General features: G+C 57.8%; 21 protein-coding genes and 1 pseudogene. 7 read left to right on the top strand and 15 right to left on the bottom strand.

Annotated features, from left to right (window positions below; all coding sequences use genetic code 11):
- Nucleotides 1–173 precede the first annotated feature (173 nt).
- Nucleotides 174–1,316 (bottom strand): IS3 family transposase, encoded by a 1,143-nt coding sequence (locus tag CZ203_RS08385; protein ID WP_143436180.1) that lies wholly within the window; start codon nucleotides 1,314–1,316, stop codon nucleotides 174–176.
- 287 nt (nucleotides 1,317–1,603) lie between these two features.
- Here CZ203_RS08385 and CZ203_RS08375 point away from each other — a divergent pair, with 287 nt between their 5' ends.
- Both CZ203_RS08375 and CZ203_RS08370 read left to right on the top strand, forming a co-directional pair.
- Nucleotides 1,604–3,271, top strand: a complete 1,668-nt coding sequence (locus CZ203_RS08375) for a recombinase family protein (RefSeq protein WP_087065666.1) — start codon at nucleotides 1,604–1,606, stop codon at nucleotides 3,269–3,271.
- Nucleotides 3,247–3,732 (top strand): sigma-70 family RNA polymerase sigma factor, encoded by a 486-nt coding sequence (locus CZ203_RS08370; RefSeq protein WP_087065665.1) that lies wholly within the window; start codon nucleotides 3,247–3,249, stop codon nucleotides 3,730–3,732. Before CZ203_RS08375 ends, CZ203_RS08370 begins: the two co-directional genes overlap by 25 nt.
- A gap of 9 nt (nucleotides 3,733–3,741) precedes the next feature.
- Here CZ203_RS08370 and CZ203_RS08365 read toward each other — a convergent pair whose 3' ends face one another.
- The 9 genes from CZ203_RS08365 to CZ203_RS08325 form a co-directional block, all read right to left on the bottom strand.
- The gene (locus CZ203_RS08365; RefSeq protein ID WP_087065664.1) at nucleotides 3,742–4,392 is read right to left on the bottom strand and encodes a recombinase family protein; all 651 of its coding nucleotides are present in this window, start codon (nucleotides 4,390–4,392) and stop codon (nucleotides 3,742–3,744) included.
- 178 nt (nucleotides 4,393–4,570) lie between these two features.
- Nucleotides 4,571–5,824: an acetyl-CoA acetyltransferase gene (locus CZ203_RS08360; RefSeq protein WP_087065663.1), complete on the bottom strand. Its 1,254-nt coding sequence runs from the start codon at nucleotides 5,822–5,824 to the stop codon at nucleotides 4,571–4,573.
- A 19-nt stretch (nucleotides 5,825–5,843) separates the two neighbouring features.
- Entirely contained in the window at nucleotides 5,844–7,154 is a 1,311-nt protein-coding gene (locus CZ203_RS08355) for a 3-hydroxyacyl-CoA dehydrogenase family protein (RefSeq protein WP_087065662.1), read from the bottom strand.
- A 201-nt stretch (nucleotides 7,155–7,355) separates the two neighbouring features.
- Nucleotides 7,356–7,895, bottom strand: coding sequence for a 3D domain-containing protein (locus CZ203_RS15370; RefSeq protein WP_200809460.1), 540 nt, complete (start codon nucleotides 7,893–7,895; stop codon nucleotides 7,356–7,358).
- A 120-nt stretch (nucleotides 7,896–8,015) separates the two neighbouring features.
- Complete coding sequence (locus CZ203_RS08345; protein WP_235847487.1) at nucleotides 8,016–9,056, bottom strand: DUF4397 domain-containing protein; 1,041 nt, start codon at nucleotides 9,054–9,056, stop codon at nucleotides 8,016–8,018.
- Nucleotides 9,057–9,199: 143 nt separating this feature from the next.
- Nucleotides 9,200–10,096, bottom strand: coding sequence for an RsiV family protein (locus tag CZ203_RS08340; protein WP_087065661.1), 897 nt, complete (start codon nucleotides 10,094–10,096; stop codon nucleotides 9,200–9,202).
- The gene (locus tag CZ203_RS08335; RefSeq protein ID WP_087065660.1) at nucleotides 10,080–10,580 is read right to left on the bottom strand and encodes an RNA polymerase sigma factor; all 501 of its coding nucleotides are present in this window, start codon (nucleotides 10,578–10,580) and stop codon (nucleotides 10,080–10,082) included. The genes CZ203_RS08340 and CZ203_RS08335 overlap by 17 nt, the downstream gene beginning before the upstream one ends.
- 157 nt (nucleotides 10,581–10,737) lie before the next feature.
- Entirely contained in the window at nucleotides 10,738–12,264 is a 1,527-nt protein-coding gene (gene cls / locus CZ203_RS08330; protein ID WP_087065659.1) for a cardiolipin synthase, read from the bottom strand.
- A 255-nt stretch (nucleotides 12,265–12,519) separates the two neighbouring features.
- Nucleotides 12,520–12,714, bottom strand: coding sequence for a hypothetical protein (locus CZ203_RS08325; RefSeq protein ID WP_087065658.1), 195 nt, complete (start codon nucleotides 12,712–12,714; stop codon nucleotides 12,520–12,522).
- 361 nt (nucleotides 12,715–13,075) lie between these two features.
- Between CZ203_RS08325 and CZ203_RS08320 the strand changes: the two genes are divergently transcribed.
- The gene (locus CZ203_RS08320; protein WP_159456432.1) at nucleotides 13,076–14,179 is read left to right on the top strand and encodes an acyltransferase; all 1,104 of its coding nucleotides are present in this window, start codon (nucleotides 13,076–13,078) and stop codon (nucleotides 14,177–14,179) included.
- A 39-nt stretch (nucleotides 14,180–14,218) separates the two neighbouring features.
- On the opposite strand, the gene CZ203_RS08315 is transcribed toward CZ203_RS08320, so the two are convergent.
- Nucleotides 14,219–14,707 carry a COG2426 family protein gene (locus tag CZ203_RS08315; RefSeq protein WP_087065656.1) on the bottom strand — a complete coding sequence of 163 codons (489 nt, stop codon included), beginning with the start codon at nucleotides 14,705–14,707 and terminating at the stop codon, nucleotides 14,219–14,221.
- A gap of 161 nt (nucleotides 14,708–14,868) precedes the next feature.
- Here CZ203_RS08315 and CZ203_RS08310 point away from each other — a divergent pair, with 161 nt between their 5' ends.
- The 3 genes from CZ203_RS08310 to CZ203_RS08300 all read left to right on the top strand — a co-directional run bounded on the left by CZ203_RS08310 (nucleotide 14,869) and on the right by CZ203_RS08300 (nucleotide 16,429).
- On the top strand, nucleotides 14,869–15,684 hold the full coding sequence (locus tag CZ203_RS08310; protein ID WP_087065655.1) for an HAD hydrolase family protein: 816 nt from the start codon (nucleotides 14,869–14,871) through the stop codon (nucleotides 15,682–15,684).
- 93 nt (nucleotides 15,685–15,777) lie between these two features.
- Nucleotides 15,778–16,119, top strand: a complete 342-nt coding sequence (locus CZ203_RS08305) for a PadR family transcriptional regulator (protein WP_087065654.1) — start codon at nucleotides 15,778–15,780, stop codon at nucleotides 16,117–16,119.
- Entirely contained in the window at nucleotides 16,106–16,429 is a 324-nt protein-coding gene (locus CZ203_RS08300; RefSeq protein WP_087065653.1) for a permease prefix domain 1-containing protein, read from the top strand. Before CZ203_RS08305 ends, CZ203_RS08300 begins: the two co-directional genes overlap by 14 nt.
- Before the next feature lie 38 nt (nucleotides 16,430–16,467).
- Here the strand turns inward: CZ203_RS08300 and obgE are convergent.
- The 4 genes and pseudogenes from obgE to rplU all read right to left on the bottom strand — a co-directional run bounded on the left by obgE (nucleotide 16,468) and on the right by rplU (nucleotide 18,671).
- A pseudogene (gene obgE / locus CZ203_RS08295) lies at nucleotides 16,468–17,675 on the bottom strand (GTPase ObgE).
- Nucleotides 17,676–17,742: 67 nt separating this feature from the next.
- On the bottom strand, nucleotides 17,743–18,021 hold the full coding sequence (gene rpmA / locus CZ203_RS08290; protein WP_087065652.1) for a 50S ribosomal protein L27: 279 nt from the start codon (nucleotides 18,019–18,021) through the stop codon (nucleotides 17,743–17,745).
- Nucleotides 18,014–18,355 carry a ribosomal-processing cysteine protease Prp gene (locus tag CZ203_RS08285; protein ID WP_087065651.1) on the bottom strand — a complete coding sequence of 114 codons (342 nt, stop codon included), beginning with the start codon at nucleotides 18,353–18,355 and terminating at the stop codon, nucleotides 18,014–18,016. Before CZ203_RS08285 ends, rpmA begins: the two co-directional genes overlap by 8 nt.
- Before the next feature lie 4 nt (nucleotides 18,356–18,359).
- On the bottom strand, nucleotides 18,360–18,671 hold the full coding sequence (gene rplU / locus CZ203_RS08280; RefSeq protein WP_087065650.1) for a 50S ribosomal protein L21: 312 nt from the start codon (nucleotides 18,669–18,671) through the stop codon (nucleotides 18,360–18,362).
- 244 nt (nucleotides 18,672–18,915) lie between these two features.
- On the opposite strand from rplU, the gene CZ203_RS08275 reads away from it, so the two are divergent.
- Nucleotides 18,916–19,464: YitT family protein (locus CZ203_RS08275; protein ID WP_143436198.1), on the top strand; the 549-nt coding region annotated here is incomplete at its 3' end.

Genomic DNA, 19,464 nt, shown 5'->3' with positions numbered 1-19,464 from the left:
TTTTCGCAACAAGAACTCCGGAATCTGGTTTGTGCTCCATCTCTCTTTGCGCCGCTGAATCCTTCTTGCACAAGGGTTCGGCGGTCTTTTTTGTCCACGTGTTTCCGGAACGTCCGGATGACACTTCCTCTCATTTTAAGAGAAGAAACTATTAAAATCTGTTTTTAGAACCCTCAGCTCCGGCTACTTTCTAAATCATGTAGTTGAAAGTCCTGTTCAACCCGGTTGGGAGTTTTGTAATGCAACGTTCTATGCGGTCGACCGTTATTATAGAAATCCATGTAGTCGAGGACCCGCCGTCGAAACTCCGCTTCTGAATGATAATTGGTTCGGTATAGCTCTTCTTTTTTGAAGGACGCAAAAAAGGCTTCCGCCACGACGTTGTCATGGGGCGTCCCCGGTTTAGAAAATGATTGCGTCACCCCCAGCGTCTTTAGGAGCTTGCGGAAAGCATAGGCGGTATACTGCGCCCCCTGGTCGCTGTGGAAAATCAGGCCCTTCTTTGGCCTTCGCTCCGCAAATGCTTGTTTAAATGTTGTGGTAATTAGCCGGGTACTGTTTTTCTGCGAAATGCCACAGGCGACTACTTTTCGGGAAAACAAGTCGATCATCACACAGATATAAAACCATCGATCCTTCAGCCGAAAACAAGTCACATCGCTGACCCATACCTGATTTGGCTCTTGCGTTTGAAATTGCTGCTTTAAAATGTTTGCTTTCTTCTCGTAGCTCTGCAATCTCTCGTAATCCCGCTTGGCGGTGACGCGGATACTGGAAAGCCCCATCTCCCGCATCAGTTCCGCCACCAGCTTCTGACTGACCCTTTGACCACGTTCCACCAATATGGCCCGAATCTTACCCGCGCCAAACAATTGCCTGTTTTCCTCGTAAACATCGCGAATCTGCACCCGAAGCTCTTCACGGCGCATGGCGGCGGCTGAATTTCCCGGCTTACTTTGAAACATGAAGTTGTAAAAGGTACCGCGGGAAACCTCCATGGCCTCGCACAAAACGTGTACGCTGAATTGCCCGTACAGCTTTTCCAGCTCCTTCAGCTTCTCCTGCAAGGGTGCGGACACCGTGCAACCCGCTGTTTTTAATACCGTAAGCATCTCTTCCAACTTCTGTACCCGCCGCCGGAGAAACTCAAACTCCCGCGGCGTCATCACCTGACCGCTCAGGGTCCTGGTTTCCCGGTATTGTCCAATCCACTCATTGGACGCACCCACCTCCGCACACAAGGACTTGACCGGTTCACCAGACTGGTAACGGGCTACCAGTCTCTGCTTTTCCTCTGGCGTCAATCGCTTTTTCATCAAACCACTCCTTTCCGCGTTGATACTATAATCATACCACATCTTTATGCCGGACGGCTTGGCCGCCCGGCATTTTTGTGTTCCCACCCTCATACTTTGAAAAAGAGGTGATGCAATTTTGGAGAGCGCACAGAGAGAGGTCGTCAGCGTCCTGCTGGGACGCGTTTTTTCCCTCGGCCTTATATCGAAATCCACCTATTCTCACGCGGAAGATTTGGTGCATTCTGTGATAGACTTGCCGGAGCTTTTTCGGTATCCTGTGTGCTTGACAGAGGAGGCGAACAGGCATGAATGTACTGAAAATACGCAATGAGATGAGAAGCGGGAAGTCCATCTTCGACCTCCCATTGCGCGTGACATTCTACGCGCGGGTATCCACAGATAAGGATGAACAACTCAACAGCCTGGAAAACCAGGTACAATATTATACCGAGCTGATCCAGAGCAAGCCAAACTGGACCTACGTCGAGGGATATATCGACGAGGGGATCAGCGGGACAAGTACCAAAAAGCGGGATAGTTTCAATCGGATGATCTCGGACGCCAAAGCGGGACGCTTTGACTTCATCATCACGAAAGAAATATCCCGCTTTTCCCGTTCCACCCTGGACAGCATCCAGTACACCCAGGAGCTGCTGGAACACGACGTGGGGGTTTTGTTCCAGAACGACAACATTAACACCCTGGATTCAGACAGCGAATTCCGTCTGGTGGTCATGGCCGGCGTGGCTCAGGATGAGGTGCGCAAGCTCTCCGAGCGGCTGAAGTTCGGCTTTCGTCAGGCCATCAAAAATGGCCATGTGTTAGGTAACGACAAGCTGTGGGGCTATTATAAGAAAGACTGCGTACTGACCATCAACGAGGAGGAGGCCCGAGTGATTCGCCGCATCTTCGACCTCTACGCCAACCAGCAGATGGGCATACGGCGCATCTCGCAGACATTATTCGATGAGGGGTTCACCAGCCGGAAGGGCAACGCCTTCAACGTACTGACCATCCGGCACATCCTCTGCAACCCAAAGTACAAGGGCTGGTACTGCGCCAACAAGTCCCAGACGGTGGACTACCGCAGCAAACGGAAGGTCTTCCTGGACGAGAGCGAGTGGGTCATGTACCCGGACCCCTCCATCCCGGCCATCGTGTCCGAGGAACTGTGGGACCGGGCCAACGCACTCTACAAACGGCGCAGCGAGCAGATGATGTCCCACCAGAGCGCCGCCGAATTTCACAACCGTTATCCATACAGCGGTAAGATCATCTGTGAGGAGCATGGCACCAGCTACCACCGGCAGGTGCTAAAAAGCGCCAAGGGAGAGAAAGAGGTCTGGCAGTGCCGGGTCTACCGCAACCGGGGCCGGGCGGCCTGCTCCGCGCCCCAGCTCCGCACCACAGAGCTGAACCAGATCATGGCGCACATCTTCGACCAACTGGCCCAGAATAAACAGGCTATCGTGGATGCGGTGGTGAAGGTGATCCAGTCGGTCCCCGACGAGCACGACTATGGACGGGACACTCTGCGGATCGAGGAGGACTTGTCCGCCATTCACGCAAAAAAAGACCGTCTGTTGGAGATGAGCATGGCGGAGGCTATTACCATCGAGGAGTTCAAGTGCCGAAACGACGGCTTCAACGAGCAGATTAGAGGGTTGGAGGAGCGGCTGGAGCTTCTGAAAGCGGAAGAGCAAAAGGGCAAGCGCTCTGTGGAGCAGCTGGAGCAAATCCGCACCGCTCTCGAACAGGAGCTATCCTTCGAGAACGGCATCAATTCCGAGCTGGTGACCACCATCTTAGACCACATCGTGGTCAAAAAAGGCTCTACCCGCGAAGAAGTACATCTGGACATCCACCTGAAATTTGGCGGCCCCTATGGGGTCGTTTTTGACCGGGAAAATTCCTCCTTTCGTTTCAGCCGTTTAAGAAATACTACGCCATGCCCTGCGACCAGGACGACCTGATTTCCATCGGCACGATCGGCCTGATCAAAGCGATCAGCACCTATAAGCCCGACAAGGGCACGCGCCTCGCCACATACGCCGCACGCTGCATCGAAAATGAAATCCTGATGCATTTCCGGGCAGCGCGAAAAAGCGCTTCAGACGTGTCCCTGTCCGAAGCGCTGGACACCGACGCAGACGGCAATTCACTGGCGCTGATGGACGTTATCAGCTGCGAGGACGAAGGGCTCCTTCAGGTGGAACAAAACGACCATTACGCGCAAATGCACCGCTTCATCGACCGCTGCCTCGACGACCGGGAAAAAGAAATCCTTACCCTGCGCTACGGCCTGCATGGGAGCGAACCGCTGACACAGCGCGAGATCGCCAAGGCGCGCGGGATCTCCCGCTCGTATGTCAGTCGGATTGAGAAGAAAGCTGTCGAAAAGCTGCGCCGTGAGTTTGAAAAATACAACAGCTGACGCGCCGTCCTATGCGCGTTCCTGCTGTTGTGATGGGGGCGGGTAGACCGTCGCCGGGAAACCTGTCCGCTGCTCCCGCAGTAACCGGAAAAAGGTGCTCTTGCAGATACCCAGCATTTCCACGGCCTCATTGATATGCAGTTCCTTATGCTGCCAGCGCTGCGCCACCGTATCGAACGGGACCGGCAAATCCTTGCGCGGCCTGCCGAATTTGACGCCGCGCGCCCGCGCTGCCGCAATGCCTTCGGCCTGCCGCTGCCGGATGCTGTTGCGCTCATTTTCCGCAACGAATGAAAGAAGCTGCAGCACAAGGTCGGAAATAAAAGTGCCGAGCAGGTCGCGGCTCAGCGTTGTGTCCAGCAGGGGCATGTCCAGCACGCGGATGTCCGCGTGCTTTTCCTTTGTAATAACCCGCCACTGTTCCATGATTTCCTGATAATTGCGCCCAAGGCGGTCGATGCTCTTGATGATCAGCAGGTCTCCCCGCCGCAGCCGGGACAGCAGGCGCCGGTAGCCAGGCCGCGCAAAATCCTTCCCGCTCTGCTTATCCACATACACCTGTTCCGGCGGTACCCCATTTTCCTGCAACGCGTCAAGCTGCCTGTCTTCATTTTGCTCTTTACTGGAAACGCGGACATAGCCGTACACCTTGCTTTCCATATAACCCTCCACATGATGTTATTTGCTTGCGCATAACATATACTATACACGCATATTTATTATATGGAAATTTCCCCTTTTTGTGCAGGGTACCAACGCAGGGAAAGGCCCGCGGCATGGATTTGCCGCGGGCCTTTCCCCTATTTGGAAATTGTGAGAAGAAAAGTAGTGGGCTGGATTATTCGCGACCCATGACAAAAACATAGTTTGTCGTCGCGGAACCGCCGATATTGAGCATGCAGCCCGTATCGGCCTTGATCAGTTGGTAATCCCCCGCCTTATGGGCGATCTGCTTATACAGGTCGAGGAACATCCGCACGCCCGACGCGCCGACGGGATGCCCGCAGCCGATCAGGCCGCCGGAAGGGTTAATCGGCTTTGTGCCGTCGAACGCAATCACGCCGTCTTCGACCGCCTCATACTCCTTGCCCGGCTCCGTAATGCCGAACGCGGAAATCGCGGCGTACTCGCTGGAAGTAAAGCAGTCGTGCGTCTCAAAGAAATCGATATCGTTGACCGTGACGCCGGCGCGGCAGTACGCGTCCACGACGGTCTGGCGCGTCCACGGCAGGATATAATCCATGTCGCGGCTCTCCTCCAGCTTCTTGGAGAACTGCATCGGCGCCACGCGGTGGCCAAAGCCTTTGACGACCGGCGTCGGGCCCTTCAGCCCGCTCTCCTCCTTGTACTTTTCGGAGCAGAGGACGACCATTGCCGCCCCGTCCGTAACCTGCGAGCAGTCGGACACGGCTAGCTTGCCGCCGACCAGCATATTGGTTTCGGTGTCGCGCATGTTAGCCTGTTCGCGGCTCATAAACCACTTACGGGTCTGCGCGTTCGGGTTGCGCTTGGCGTTTTCATAGTTGATTTCCGCAATCGAGGCCAGGGCGGACATGTAGCGGTCCTCCTCGCCGTAGCGGTCGATATACGCGTCCGCCAGGCGGCCGAACAGCTTGGGGAATGGGAAGTCAATGCCCTTGCCTTCCTTATCGTAATAAGCCGCGCGCCCCAGGTAATCGCCGCCGACCTTGGAACTGACCGTCTTCATCATTTCCCAGCCGACCACGATGGCAACGTCATAATCACCGCTGCGGATCTTGGTAATCGCCGCGTCGAGCGCGACCGAACCGGAAGCACAGGCTGCCTCATAGCGCGCAGAGGGAACGCCGTAAAACGCCGGATGGACTTCGGTCAGCAACGCGCCCAGATGCCCCTGGTTAGCATACAATTCCGCGATGAAGTTGCCCACAAAAAAACCGATGCGGTTTTCCTTATTAAGCTGCTCGATCTGCGCATAGGTCAGGCTGGCGTCATAGCAGCCGTCGGAGATGACCTCGCGCAGCAGCGCGATGACGTTTTTGCCCTCTTTGCTCCAGTTGCGCTCAAAATCCGTCTGCGCGCCGCCCAAAACATAAACTTTATTTGTATTCATAACTGTCGTTCTCCTCCCCTTACTTCTTGCCCTTGAAGTATCTGCGGAAATCGTATGTGGACGCGGCCGGGATGCCGGCCATCGTCTCCTCGACGTTGATTTTGGCAATCAGCGCGGGGTCCAGGCGTTCCTTTGCAAGTTTCATAAATACGTATTTGCCGCCGAGCGCATCAATAATGGAGAGCGGGGGCGCCCAGCCAAAGCCGGCGGCCATGACGTGATCCGCCGCGTGCGCGCTGTCGGAAACCAGCTTCGCCGCCGTAATGGAATACAGCACATATTTGATCAGGAAGGACAGGCAAATCTGCGCCTCCGTCGAGTGGTTGGAGGTTAAGACGTCCATCGCCCGCTTGTATTCGCCGTTTTTCAGGTGCTCGATCATTTTGATGGAGAACGGGAAGGAATACGTCATCTTGTCGCGGTACTCGCCGGACTCGATATCATATACATAGGTGATACGGCGGCCGTCCTCGCGCTTGATGGACTTGTAAAGCCCCTGGCCGGTCTTGCGCCCCAGCTTGCCTTCCCGCACCAGGCGGCAGCAGTATTCCGGGAAAATGAATGTCTCATGCGCGTAATCGTCCGTATTCTGATAGATATTGTCCACAACGGCCTTGGAAACGTCCAAACCGACGAAGTCTGCCGTATTGATCGGCGCCATATTGCGGCCTGTGAACTGCCCCAGGATCGCGTCGATATAGTCGATGCCGCCCGAGTCCTTGTACCGCTCGGCATACTGCAGCGCCTCGTTGATGAACTGGAAGCCGATACGGTTGCCGAGGAAAGCCGCGTCGTCGCGGATCTCGACGACCGTGCGTACCAGCGTCTGCGCCGCGTAGCACTTGATATACTCGATGACCTTGTGTTCCGTATAGAGCGACGGGATGATCTCGCACAGCGTCAGGCTGTACGGCGGGTTAAAAAAGTGCATGCCGAAGAAATACGGGCGCAGTTCTTCCGGCAGCATTTCCGCCAGCCGCGTAATGGACAGGCCGGAAGTACCCGTGGCGATCAGCGTCTTTTTCTTAATAAAGGGCGCAATCTTGGCGATAATGGATTCCTTGGCGTCAAAAGTCTCTGCAACGCTTTCAAAAATCAGGTCAGACTCCCCAACGCATTTTTCCAGCATCGAATAATCGCATGGGATAAGGTTGCTTTCGACGGCTTCCGCCTTTACGGACTGCGCCGCCTTGGCGACCGCGGCCTCCGCCTTTTCCATGCTGCGGCTGACCATATAGACCTTTGCATTGCCGAAGGATGCGAAGATACCCGATATGTTGCATCCCATCGTGCCGTTTGCGCCGAGGACTGTGACTGTGTTGATATTCAATGTACTCCCTCCAATAATGTAAAGCGCCTGAAATTTATTTTGTTAAAGTTTTGTCAATCTCTTTATGCTTCTATTGTACGCTCTTGTTAATTAATTGTCAATCTGTTTCTTGATAATTTTTTCACAATTTTCCGGTTATTTTTTTGTCACGCACAGGCCATGGAAAGGCCGCGGCGGGAGCCAGCCCGCCGCGGCCTTTTGTCACGGTACCAGATATACTTTTTTGTGCGCCACGCCCAGCGCCTCGGTCTCCCCATGGCCGCCCACCAGCACGTCGACCCGGTTGCCCTTGATCGCGCTGCCTACATCCTCCGCGACGAACGTCCCGCTGCCCTCTATATAAACGCGCGACCCCAGCGGGATGACCGATGGGTCTACCGCAATGGTATGCCATGGCCGCGGCGGCGCGCCGGTCGAGGTCTGCCCGCTCCATTTGCCGTTGCAGCAGGCGCCGGTACAGTAATAGGTCACGCGGAAATCGCCCAGGCAGGTCATCGCGTCATCCCGCCGCATCAGGCCGCCGCGGGATACCGCGGGCGTATGCGTGGCAGCCCGTCCGTTTCCGTCACCGCCCTGTGCCCCCAGCGCCTCCGCCGGGAACGGCAGCTCGCAAAAAAACTGCCCCGCCGCCATATCCGTATCTCCCGGCAGGCCTGCCGCCGTAGGCGGTTTGCCGGCGGCCAGCAGCCCTACCGCCACCGTAAGCAGCAACAGGTCGGCCACCCAAAGGGTCCTTTTCATTTGCGCCTCCTTGCCGTGATTGCCTCTCCATCCCCATCCTATGCGGCGCGGGGTGGGAATATATCAAAAAGCCCCCGGGCATCCCCGGGGGCTTTGGCGCTGGGCTAGTAAAACGGGTTTTTACCGGCGGTCCTCGACGATCATCACCTGGACTGCGTCCGCCGTATTGCCGCGGCTCAGGATATACATCGTATAATTGGAATTGGCGCGCACCGTAAAGCTGGAAGACGCCAGCGAACGGGACGATTCGAACTGGACGACGTCGGCGTCCAGGGTCTCGATATCCTGTGTGCGCGGCATCGGGCGCAGGTCGGTTTCCGCCAAGTAGAACTGATACGTACCCGGCCGGATGCGCTTATAGGCCGTGGTCTCCTTAAAACGCACATCGCTGTAAACCACGCGGCCGTCCGCCAGGATAACGTCGAGCGGCCGGCTATTATAGGCGAGGTTGCTTACGCGGAAGCAGGAATAGTTAAACGGGGTATTGCAGGGCACATCAGAAATCTGGATCAGATCCAGGCCGCTGGCCGTGTTGATGATTGCAATGGTCGAGACTTCATCCGCACGGAAGGGCATGGACTTCTGCAGGTATACATAGCCGTTGCGGCCAGTCACCGTGACGGTCTGGAACCCGCCCGACACGCGGCCATAGGGCGTAAGCTGCGCATAACCCAGGTTGTTCACTACGATACGGTTATTGATATAGACGCGGAACGGGTTATATCCATAGCCGGCATTGAGGAAGCGTACCCGTCCGGTACGCCCCATGCCGCAGAAAAAGCACGGCGGCTGCGGCTGGATCGGTACGGTGATGATCGGCCCAACCGGCCCGCCCTCCCCGGGGTTCGGCAGCGGGATTACCGGTATGTTGGAGCCATTGCCGGGATTCACCGGCCCGCCTTCGCCCGGGTTCGGCAGCGGGATCACGGGGAAATTGGGGCCGTTGCCGGGATCCACCGGCCCACCCTCGCCCGGGTTCGGCAGCGGGATCACAGGTACGTTGGAGCCATTGCCGTTGTTTCCGGGATCCACCGGCCCGCCTTCGCCGGGATTTGGCAGCGGGATTACCGGCATATTGTACCCGTAATCAGCGGCCTCCCCTTCGGGCGGCGTAGCTGGCATATCCGCGGCGTAGCCTTCCCGGTCATTTGATGAGTTCATGTTGTCCCATCTCCTTTCTAACGCTATATGCCATCCTATGAACCCCGATCCTGTCCGGTGCGGCCGGCCGCGCGCAAAAAAGCCGCGTCCCCCTGCGAAGCAGGGGGACGCGGCCTTGCCTGATTTTATACCGTTTCTCTGTATTATGGTGTCCCGTCCGTTTTACCCGGCACTGTGCCGACCGGGCTGCCGTCCTTCAGGATGCTGCGGATTTCACCGGTCGGGATGGTAAAGGTCACCGCGCCCATGTACCCGGGCGCAACTTCGTATTGATCAAAGGATAGCACCAGCTCGTGCGCCCGGTTCAGGTAAAAGGGCTGCGTGGGGCTGATCTCGGAAAAATCCTCGTCGTAGGCTTTTTCGTTGTCCTGCTGCACCTGCCTTTCCATCTGCCCCTGCACCAGCTTGCTGAGCACGCCTACGTAATCCGCATCCTCCTGGAACAGGTCCGCAAGGGATAGGATTTTCCCCGCCTGCTTGTCTACGACGTAGTACCGTTCGATTTGCTGCGCACTGCCCGCGGACAATACCGTGTGGATGTTGACGCACAGCAGCCGGTCGTCCTCCAGCATCAGGCTGTAGCCGGAATCAACCCCCATATACGCCTGCCCGCCCATCGTGTCCTCGACGTCCTGGCGGTATTGCTCAATGAGCTGTTCCCCGTACGCGTCAAACCGCCCGTTCAGCAGCGCCTGCAGGGTCTCGTCCTGCAGGCCAACGGCATGCGGCGTCTGGATGTTCGCTTCCATCGTCCCCTGCTGCTCCCGGAAATCCCGGAAAGTCACAAGCTGTGTAAACGCGCCGATCACCGGGATGTCCGCAAGGTATGCGGAAACCTGCGGGCCGGCGTTCGCCGCGACCACCAGCGCAAGCGCCGCTGCGGCCACGCTGCCCACAGCCCGCCTGCAATATTGCAGTACGCGCCGGCTGTTGCGCTTCCGGCGCGCCAGCGCCTCCATCTGTTCGGACAAGGCGCGCGGCACGGGGATGCTTTCGTACGCCTCGCGCAGCTCCTCCATCTTATTATAGGCATGATCCATGGCGATCCTCCTGTTCTATCTGTTGCTTTAACTGGCCGAGCCCTTTATAGAGCCTGTATTTCACCGTGCTCAGGCTCTCCTGCAGGATGTCCGCAATCTGCTGCAATGTGCGGTCTTCAAAAAAGCGCAACACCACGACCGCCCTGCTCTTTTCGTCGAGCGTCTGCAGCAGTTCCACGACGTAAATACGGCTGTAATCGTCCGGCAGCCCCTGCTCCTGCTCAGGCAGGCCGACCTGCGTACGCTTATGCTTCCGCAAAAAATCCAGCGCCGTATTGATCGTGACGCGGTAAACCCAAGTATCTATATGTTCCGGACTGTCGATCCGGTCAATGTGTTTCAGCAGCTTATATGCAGCGTCCTGCACAATATCCATCGCGTCCTGTTCGTTTTTCACATAGCTGTATGCAAGACGGTAGAGCCGCTCCGTCTGTTCCACGATATGGCGGCTCACAAGTTCCTCCATATCCCTTTTCCGGTTCAAGGGCCATGCCCCCCTTCTTTTTCCTGTGCTGCACTTTCGATGTCCATCATTTATTAGACGCAGCCCGGCCTAAAAAAGTCTGCCGTGCCGGGGTCAATTTCAGTCGTTAATAAAAGAAAGCCGCCGGACAAAACAGCCCGGCGGCTTGGCATTCCCCTTATAGGAGCGGTGAAAACACCCGTAAAATAGATGCGACGATGGAAAGCGGCCACGGCATGCGCCGGATCCACTCCTCGTCGATCTCGCGGCTCTGCGCGATGCAGTCCTCCACGTCTATGCGCACCGCCTGCGGGATATTGCCGCTGTAAAACACGGTGCCGCACTCAAAGTGCAGGAAAAAGCTGCGGAAATCCATATTGATCGTACCAACGACGGCAACATCGTCGTCGGCAACCACCATTTTGGCGTGTATGAAACCCGGCCGGTATTCGTAAATCTTTACGCCCGCGCGGATGAGCTGCTGGTAAAACGACCGCGTGACCGCGTAAACCGCCGGCTTGTCCGGGATACCGGGCGTCACGATGCGCACGTCTACGCCGCTCTGCGCGGCCGTCGTAAGCGCGGTGAGCATTTCATTATCGAGCACCAGATACGGCGTCGTGATATAGACGTAGCGCTGCGCGTTGTTGACGATCTGCATATAGACCGTTTCGCTGACATTGAAGTTATCCATCGGGCTGTCGCCGAACGGCTGCACGAAGCTGTCCGACGGCCAGCTCGCCGTCGGCAGGTAGGCCGCGTGGTCGCCCACATATTTGCCGGTAGAAAACTGCCAAAGCTGCAAAAACATTTCAGTCATATTGGCGACCGCTTCCCCGCGCACCAGAACCGCCGTATCCTTCCAATAGCCGAAGCGCACGGTCTTGTTGATGTATTCATCCGCGAGGTTAATACCGCCCATATAGCCGACGTTGCCGTCGATAACGCATATTTTGCGGTGGTCGCGGTTGTTGAGGTACGTGTTCAGGGTGGGAATAAACTTATTGAACCGTACCGTCTGGATGCCGAGCGAGCACAGGTAATCGTCATACTTCCACGGCAGCTTGGAGATGCAGCCCGCGTCGTCGTACATGACCCGGACGTCAACGCCCTCTTGCACCTTCTGCACCAGGATATCCAGGATGGTGTTCCACATCTCGCCCTCTTCCAGGATAAAATACTCCATAAAGATAAAGCGTTCCGCCTTGGCAAGCTCGACCTTCATCGACGCAAACTGTTCCTCGCCGGAGCGGAAATACTCCGCCTGGGAACCGCCCCAGGCCGGGCAGCCGCATATGGATTCAATATACCGCGCGCGGCGCGCATAGTGCGGCATGACGTGTTCCAGCCGCTCCGTGGCCGGCGTCAGCGGCTTATCCGTGTAATCCGGGTCAAGCTTCTCAATCTTATGCATGGTGCGCGCACGGTTCACCGGCGTATTGCCCCAGAACAGGTAGAAGATGCCGCCGAACAGTGGGAACAGCAGGATTACGATGATCCACGCGATCTTGTAGGCGGGGTTGTCATACTTCCGGATGAGCCAGATCACCATAATTATGCTGAGCACTTCAAAGACACGGTACAGAACAAACCACTTTGAGCTTAAAAATGTAATGCAGAGCACCATAAGCACCATTTGCAGGATCAGCAGGATGCCGCCGATCAGCAAACGGTCTTGCAGGATGCCGCCAAATTTCTTCTTCATATTTTTCCTCGTTATGTCCGTCACCGCCAATCAAGATACATATCCACTATAACGCGATCAGCGAAGATTGTCAATCCAGGCCAAATCTTAAATCTTTTTGTAGCCCCTCCAACGCCGGTTACGTTTAGCGTATCCACTTTACCGGCCTGCATGCGGGCACAAAAAGAAAACAGGCCCCGCAATCGGCGGGCGCCTGTTTTCCTATTACCCTATGCAGTTTCCTGCCTGTTAAAACCGGGGCGGCAATCCCCGCAGTCACTCTTGTACGACGTAATGCATGATAACGCTCAGCGCCAGCAGGGTCATCGCGGGGACGCCAAGCAGGATGCAGGCAAATACCATTGCCCGCACGTCCGGGATCGTCCTTAACGCAATCACGAACAATACCATCAACACCGCGCAGGCCAAAGCCGCGACAACACTCAGCGTCATAAACAAATTCCGTTTCATAACGCACCTCCCCATATTTTAACCTAATCTGTAAACCCGGTTCCTTTGGTTCGATACCATACTACGATACCCGCAGGCAAATAACAAGGGGTTTTAGCTTAACTTTTTCCTATCCTGAACATCATTCAAGATTAAAAAATGCTATTATATCGCACAATATCTGATTTTTATTTTGTGCCCGCCCCGGGCTCTGCCGCTTAGGCACAAGGTTTAAGCTGCCCTGTCGCCCTGCAAAATGAATTGCACATTGCACGGCTTCCAAAAATATGCTATCATAGCATTGCCGGCCATGCCCCCAGCGCGCATCCACGGCCGTATGCGGCGTCCGATAGCCGTAAAAATACGATTACAGGAGCTTGTTATGTCACAAACTACGACACGGCGGCAATATCTGGACGTCCTGCGCGTGCTGTCCATGCTGGCCGTGGTTTACCTGCATACCGCCGCGCCTTCCCTGCGGCAATTCGACCATATGGCGCTTTGGCATGTATCCAACGCGCTGACCGCGCTATGCACCATCGCCGTACCGGTTTTCTTTATGATTTCCGGCGCGCTGCTGCTTTCCAGCAGCAAAACGGCCGACCCGCGCGACCTGCTGCGGCGCCGCCTCCCCCGTATCCTCGTACCGTTTGTCGTATGGTCACTCATCGCGGTCTGCGCCGCCGTCTGGGAGGCAAGCCCGGAAACTGCAAAAGGCATGCTGCGCGGCATCGCCGGGTCGCCGGTGATCACGCCGTATTGGTTCATCTACGCGCTGATCCCGATTTACCTGCTGTCCCCGCTGCTCAAAAAACTTGTGGACGCAAGCTCCCCCTCGCTGCTTGGCTACGCGCTCGCGCTGTGGTTTATTTTCTCCAGCGTGGTCAAAACGGTACGCGAACTGCTGCCCGCCGCCTATGCGCCGCTGCTTAACGGCAACGCCTCCTTTAATTTGACAATGGTGGGCGGCTTCCTGGGCTACTTCCTGCTCGGCTACGCCCTGTCCACCCTGCGTCGCCCGGTCAGCAAGAAAGCGTTGTGGGTGATTGCGCTTGCCGACCTCGCGGTGATCATCGCGGGCACCTGGAAACGCAGCGTGGGCGCGCAGGAATATTCCGAACAGTTTAAAAGTTATCTTTCCGTTTACGTTGTGGTGCTGTCCGCCGCCGTCTTCCTGCTCGCGCGGGAATACCTGGACGGCAAACCGCCCCGCGGGCGCTTGCTGCCGCTGCTCTCCGGCGCGTCCTTCTGCGTCTACCTTGCCCACCCGCGCATCATCACCCTGCTGCATACCTATGTGCTCGACCAGCACTTCACTGCGGTCTGGCAACAGGGCGTATTCTATGTCTTGACGCTCGCGCTCGCGCTGCTTGCGGCTTTCGTGCTTGCAAGCATCAAGCCGCTTTGCTGGCTCATGACCGGCCAGCCCTTCCAGGGCGCTTCCAACCTGCAGGCGGTTTTCCGCAAGCGTAGCCCCCGTGCATAAAAAAACGTCTCCCAATATTGGGAGACGTTTTTTATGCCGTCAAAGCAAGCCGGAAACCAACGCCACGCCTTGCGACGCGATCGTCATAATGATGCCCGCCGTAATCACGCCGAGCGAGATCGAAAAGAAGGCCTTGCGCACCGGCATCTTGAGCAGCGCCGCGATGGCCGCGCCCGACCATGCGCCGGTGCCGGGCAGCGGGATGGCGACAAATAGGAACAGGCCGATATTGGCGTACCGCGTGACCCTGTCCGTCTTATGGAGCAGCTTGTTCTTATACCAGTTGGCAAAGCCTGCGAACGGCCGCAGCGTGGCAAGCCAGTCCAGCAGTTTTTCCGCAAACAGCAGGATAAACGGGATCGGCAGGATATTGCCGGCCAGCGCGATCAGCAGCACCTGCACCCACGGCATCCCGATCGCCGTGCCCAGCGGCACCGCACCGCGCAGCTCGACGAGCGGCACCATGGAAATGATAAAAACGGCTACCTCGCGCCCCGCACCCAGCAGCCAGTCAAAAAAAGCCTGCATTCCTCAAACTCCTATCTAAAACCTTTCACGGTTGATGCTACCGTAAACTGCCTGCAAAGTCAAGCAAATTTTTGTAAAGTTTTCGTATCTGTGCCGTATGCGTATACAAATCGCATCATTTGCGTTAAAATAGAACAAGTCCAACTGCAAAGGAGCTTTTTATGAACCCGATTACGCTGGTTGCCACCGACCTGGACGGCACCCTGTTTTATGACCGTGAAAACATTACATCCCGCGACCGCGCCTGCCTTGCGCGGCTGCGGGACGCAGGCGTGACGCTGGTCTTTGCCACCGGGCGCGAGCTGGACGGCGTGCGCCCCGCCCTGCACCGCCTCTCCCTTTGGGACGCGCCCCGCTACATCATCCATTCGGGCGGCGGCGGCATTTACGACGTGGCGCAGGACCGCGACGACGCCCTCGGCGTGATGGATGTGGCCACGCTGCGCGACATCTACCGCCGGTACAAGGGCTACGGCGTCCCGATTATGATTTCGCAGCACGGCCGCCTCTATACCTCGATGCTGACCGATATCCTGCGCAACGAGGCGCGCCTGCTCGGCTACGAAATCACCGAGGTGCCGGATTTCGAGTCCGTCCTGACGGAGCCGAACGGCAAAATCGTCATGAACGGCACGATCGCGCAGCTGGAACGCATGCTCCCAATCGTCACCGCCGATCCCGACCCGCGCTACCGCTGGCACCGCAGCCATGACAACTATATCGACTGCTACCGCGCCGGGATCGACAAGGGCGCGGCGCTGGGCAAGCTGTGCGCCATGCTCGGCGTGCCGCTATCCGATACGCTTGCCATCGGCGACAACCTGAACGATCTGCAGCTCCTCAGTACCGCGGGGCATTCCGCCTGCCCGGGCGACGCGCACCCCGACGTGCTGCCCGCCGTCGATTTTGTCGCCTGCCCGGCGCAGGAAGGCGCGGTCGCGTGCGCCTGCGACTATTTTATCCCGCCGCGCCCTTAAGCGGGCGGCCGCTTTGGTTTGACAGCCCCCCGCGCAAGGGGTATACTAAAAATACCTAGAAAACCGAGGCATGCCGGAAAGGGGCGATCCTGAATGAAGGAAAAACAGCAATTCCCAGGCAGTATGACCCTGCTGGTGCTCGCCCTGCTGGAGGGCGGGGACAAATACGGTTACCAGATGATCCGCGAACTCGAGACGCGCTCGGATCACACCTTCTCCCTCAGCGAGGGCACGCTCTACCCGATCCTGCACGGCCTGGAGCGCCAAGGGGAAATCCGTTCCTATGAGTCGGCGTCGGAATCCGGCCGGCGGCGCAAATACTACAAGCTCACCCGCCAAGGCGTGCGCACCCTGTCCCGCAAGCGGCAGGAATGGCAGCTATTCTGTGCGAAGATGGGCAAGGTTGTCGGGGGTGAGGCCTGTGGCCCCGTCTAAGACTGAACTTTTCCTGGATACCGTCTGCGCGCAGGTGCGCTGGCCGTATTCCCGCAAGAAAATCCGCGCAGAGCTTGCCGGGCACATTGAAGACCGCATCTGCTACCTGACCGCGCAGCGCGGCTATCCCTACGCGGAGGCCGAGGCCGAGGCGGTGCGCAACATGGGCGACCCGGCCGCGCTCGGCCAGGCGCTGAACGACCAGCACCGGGCGGGGCCTTTCCTGCTGTACCTTGCGATCACGGTCGCGTTCTGGGTTGCAATCTTCTATGTCGCCTATCTGCTGGTACACGACCTGCGGATGCTATAAAAAAACCGCCCGGATATGTCCGGACGGTTTTTTGCATGTCAGCGCACGTATTCGAATTCAATCTCGCCGATGACGACAAAATCGCCCTCGTTGACGCCCAGCTCCTCCAGCCGGTCGTACACGCCGGCGTTCTTGAGCATGCGGTCCATATACATGCGGGATTCATAGTCGTCGGTATTGACGCTGCCCATGAGCTTGTCCACCCATGCGCCGCTGATGACGAAGTAATCCTCCACCTTTTCGACCTTGATGTCGCGCTCCGTAACCTCGGGTTCGGTCTCCACGAACTCAGGCTCGTACACGAACACCGGCGGCAGCTCCTGCAGGCTGTCCCATGTTTTGTGGATCAGCTCCTGCACGCCGGTATTGGTCGCCGCGGAAAGCTCCAGGAAATCGAAGCCTTTCTCCGCGGCATAGGCGCGCAGGCGCTCGGCCGGCGCCCGGTCGTCCCCCAGCAGGTCGGTCTTATTCGCGACGATGATCTGCGGACGCGCCGCCAGGAATTCGCTGTAGCCCGCAAGCTCGGCGTTGATCGTCTCGACATCCTGCACCGGGTCGCGCCCCTCGCTGCCCGATACGTCCACCAGGTGGAGCAGTAGGCGGCAGCGGTCGATATGGCGCAGGAAGTCGTGCCCCAGCCCCGCGCCCCCGGCAGCGCCCTCAATGATGCCCGGGATATCCGCCATGACGAAGGACTGCTCCTCGCCGACGCGCACCACGCCGAGGTTCGGCACCAGCGTCGTAAAGTGATAGTTCGCGATCTTGGGACGCGCCGCGGACACCATGCTGAGCAGCGTCGACTTGCCGACGTTCGGGAAGCCGACCAGACCGACGTCTGCAAGGAGCTTCAGTTCCAGCACGATTTCGCGCTCTACCCCCGGCTGACCCGGCTTGGCAAAGCGCGGGGCCTGGCGGGTCGGCGTGGCGAAATGCGTATTACCCCAGCCGCCGTTGCCGCCCTTGGCCACGACGAACGGCTCGTCGCCCGACAGATCCTTGATGACCTGCCCCGTCGCCTGGTCACGGATCACCGTACCGCGCGGCACGCGGATCACGAGGTCTGCNTATAGAGGAAGTCCAGCAGGGTGGACAAATTATCATCCCCCTTGAAAACCCCGCTGCCGCCGCGGCCGCCGTCGCCGCCGTCCGGGCCGCCCGCCGCGACATATTTCTCGCGGTGGAAGCTGACCTTGCCGTCCCCGCCCTTACCGGACGCGATACGGATCTTTGCTACGTCAATAAACAAATGGGTTCCTCCTTTCAGAAGGGGGCTAAAAGAAAATCTCAGGCCGGTTGGCCTGAGATTTTGTCAATTACTGGGGATAGACCGAAACCTTCTTGCGGTCCTTGCCGACGCGCTCATAGCGGACTACGCCGGTTACCTTCGCGAACAGGGTATCGTCAGAGCCAATACCAACGTTCGTACCCGGATGGATCTTCGTGCCGCGCTGGCGGACCAGGATGTTGCCGGCCGGAACGGTCTGGCCGTCCGCACGCTTTACGCCCAGGCGCTTCGCCTCGGAATCACGGCCGTTCTTGGTAGAACCAACGCCCTTTTTATGGGCAAAAAACTGTAAGCTGATCTTAAGCATCGTGTTGCACCTCCGTTACATGGATAAATTGCGCATACTCTTTTTCAAGCTCCCCATAGTGCACCCGCAGCGCACGCAGGGCGTGCTGTGCCTCCCGGGCTTCGTCGGCCGTCAGGCCGTCCGGCAGGACGATGCGGATAAACGTCGCTTCCTGGTCGACCTCGGTGTCGATATCGAGCAGGAGCACGTCGTCGAGCAGCACATGGGTAAGCTGCATCGCGCTTGTGATTGCCGCGCAGACGATGTCCTCGCCCTCATCGGCGTACCCGGCGTGGCCGGTAACGCTGACGGATCGGAACGCGCCGCGCTGCTTGGTAAATACGACCTTGGTCATACCATTACGCGTGGATCGCGCCGATGGTCACCTTGGTGTAGGGCTGTCTGTGACCCTGGCGTCTTCTGTAACCCTTCTTGGGCTTCATCTTGAAGATGTTGATCTTCTTCTGCTTGCCGGTCTTGTCAGCCGTACCGGAAACAGTCGCGCCTTCTACGTACGGAGCGCCAACCTTCAGCTCTGCGCCGTCGCCAACTGCGAGGACCTTATCAAAGGTCACATTCGCGCCGTCTTCAACGCCCAGCTTTTCAACGAAAATTACGTCGCCTTCGGATACTTTGTACTGCTTGCCACCGGTCTCTAAGATTGCATACATTCGGTAGCACCTCTCTTTCTTTAATAGAGTCACGCTCGTACGGGCGGCGCCCAGTTCTGGGCACACTTCCACTACCCGCTTGATGCGGCTTTTAATAGGATAGCATACCGGACAACGCCTGTCAACCGTTTTTCCATATTTTTTGTTTTTTATAGGGCGTCCCGCGCACATTTTGCAAGCCCTGTTAAAATCCCCGCCGGTGTGGCACACTATCCCCATCCGGGATGGAAAGGGTGACCGATTGATGAAACGCCAAGCGCCTGCGCAAACCGTACTGGACGGCCTGCTGTTTGCCGTCGGCAGCCTACTGTTCGCCGTTTCGGTGAACGTTTTTACCGCGCCCAACAATATCGCGCCGGGCGGCGCGACCGGCGTGGCCGTGCTGGTGAACGCGCTCACCGGCCTGCCGATCGGCCTGACGAACCTTGCCGTTAACGTCCCGCTGTTTGTGTGGGGCGTGCGCGCGGCCGGCGCGCGCGCCATGGCGAAATCCGCCGCGGCGGTGGCGCTGTCCTCACTCGCGATCGACCTGACCGCAGGCCTGCTGCCGCCCTACTGCGGCGACCCGATGCTCGCCTCCGTGTTTGGGGGCGTGCTTGCGGGTTCCGGCCTTGCGCTGATTTTTATGCGCGGCGGCACGACGGGCGGCACCGACCTCGCCGCTTCCCTGCTCGCCCGGCGCCTGCGCCATATTTCACTGGGGCGGCTGATCCTGTGCATCGACCTGCCGGTCGTTCTGTGCTCCATCCCGGTGTTCGGCAGCATCGAAAGCCCGATGTATGCCCTGATCGTC

The organism is Intestinibacillus massiliensis (assembly GCF_900155735.1).
Taxonomy (GTDB): domain Bacteria; phylum Bacillota; class Clostridia; order Oscillospirales; family Butyricicoccaceae; genus Intestinibacillus; species Intestinibacillus massiliensis.
Note: the sequence above shows the minus strand (reverse complement) of the source record. Positions and strands in the feature narration are given on the sequence as shown.

Bases quoted from the DNA above. Each gene is read 5' to 3' on its own strand.
- CZ203_RS08385 (WP_143436180.1), bottom strand. From the start codon at position 1,316: ATGAAAAAGCGATTGACGCCAGAGGAAAAGCAGAGACTGGTAGCCCGT.
- CZ203_RS08375 (WP_087065666.1), top strand. From the start codon at position 1,604: ATGAATGTACTGAAAATACGCAATGAGATGAGAAGCGGGAAGTCCATC.
- CZ203_RS08370 (WP_087065665.1), top strand. From the start codon at position 3,247: ATGCCCTGCGACCAGGACGACCTGATTTCCATCGGCACGATCGGCCTG.
- CZ203_RS08365 (WP_087065664.1), bottom strand. From the start codon at position 4,392: ATGGAAAGCAAGGTGTACGGCTATGTCCGCGTTTCCAGTAAAGAGCAA.
- CZ203_RS08360 (WP_087065663.1), bottom strand. From the start codon at position 5,824: ATGAATACAAATAAAGTTTATGTTTTGGGCGGCGCGCAGACGGATTTT.
- CZ203_RS15370 (WP_200809460.1), bottom strand. From the start codon at position 7,895: ATGAAAAGGACCCTTTGGGTGGCCGACCTGTTGCTGCTTACGGTGGCG.
- CZ203_RS08345 (WP_235847487.1), bottom strand. From the start codon at position 9,056: ATGAACTCATCAAATGACCGGGAAGGCTACGCCGCGGATATGCCAGCT.
- CZ203_RS08340 (WP_087065661.1), bottom strand. From the start codon at position 10,096: ATGGATCATGCCTATAATAAGATGGAGGAGCTGCGCGAGGCGTACGAA.
- cls (WP_087065659.1), bottom strand. From the start codon at position 12,264: ATGAAGAAGAAATTTGGCGGCATCCTGCAAGACCGTTTGCTGATCGGC.
- CZ203_RS08325 (WP_087065658.1), bottom strand. From the start codon at position 12,714: ATGAAACGGAATTTGTTTATGACGCTGAGTGTTGTCGCGGCTTTGGCC.
- CZ203_RS08320 (WP_159456432.1), top strand. From the start codon at position 13,076: ATGTCACAAACTACGACACGGCGGCAATATCTGGACGTCCTGCGCGTG.
- CZ203_RS08315 (WP_087065656.1), bottom strand. From the start codon at position 14,707: ATGCAGGCTTTTTTTGACTGGCTGCTGGGTGCGGGGCGCGAGGTAGCC.
- CZ203_RS08310 (WP_087065655.1), top strand. From the start codon at position 14,869: ATGAACCCGATTACGCTGGTTGCCACCGACCTGGACGGCACCCTGTTT.
- CZ203_RS08305 (WP_087065654.1), top strand. From the start codon at position 15,778: ATGAAGGAAAAACAGCAATTCCCAGGCAGTATGACCCTGCTGGTGCTC.
- rpmA (WP_087065652.1), bottom strand. From the start codon at position 18,021: ATGCTTAAGATCAGCTTACAGTTTTTTGCCCATAAAAAGGGCGTTGGT.
- CZ203_RS08285 (WP_087065651.1), bottom strand. From the start codon at position 18,355: ATGACCAAGGTCGTATTTACCAAGCAGCGCGGCGCGTTCCGATCCGTC.
- rplU (WP_087065650.1), bottom strand. From the start codon at position 18,671: ATGTATGCAATCTTAGAGACCGGTGGCAAGCAGTACAAAGTATCCGAA.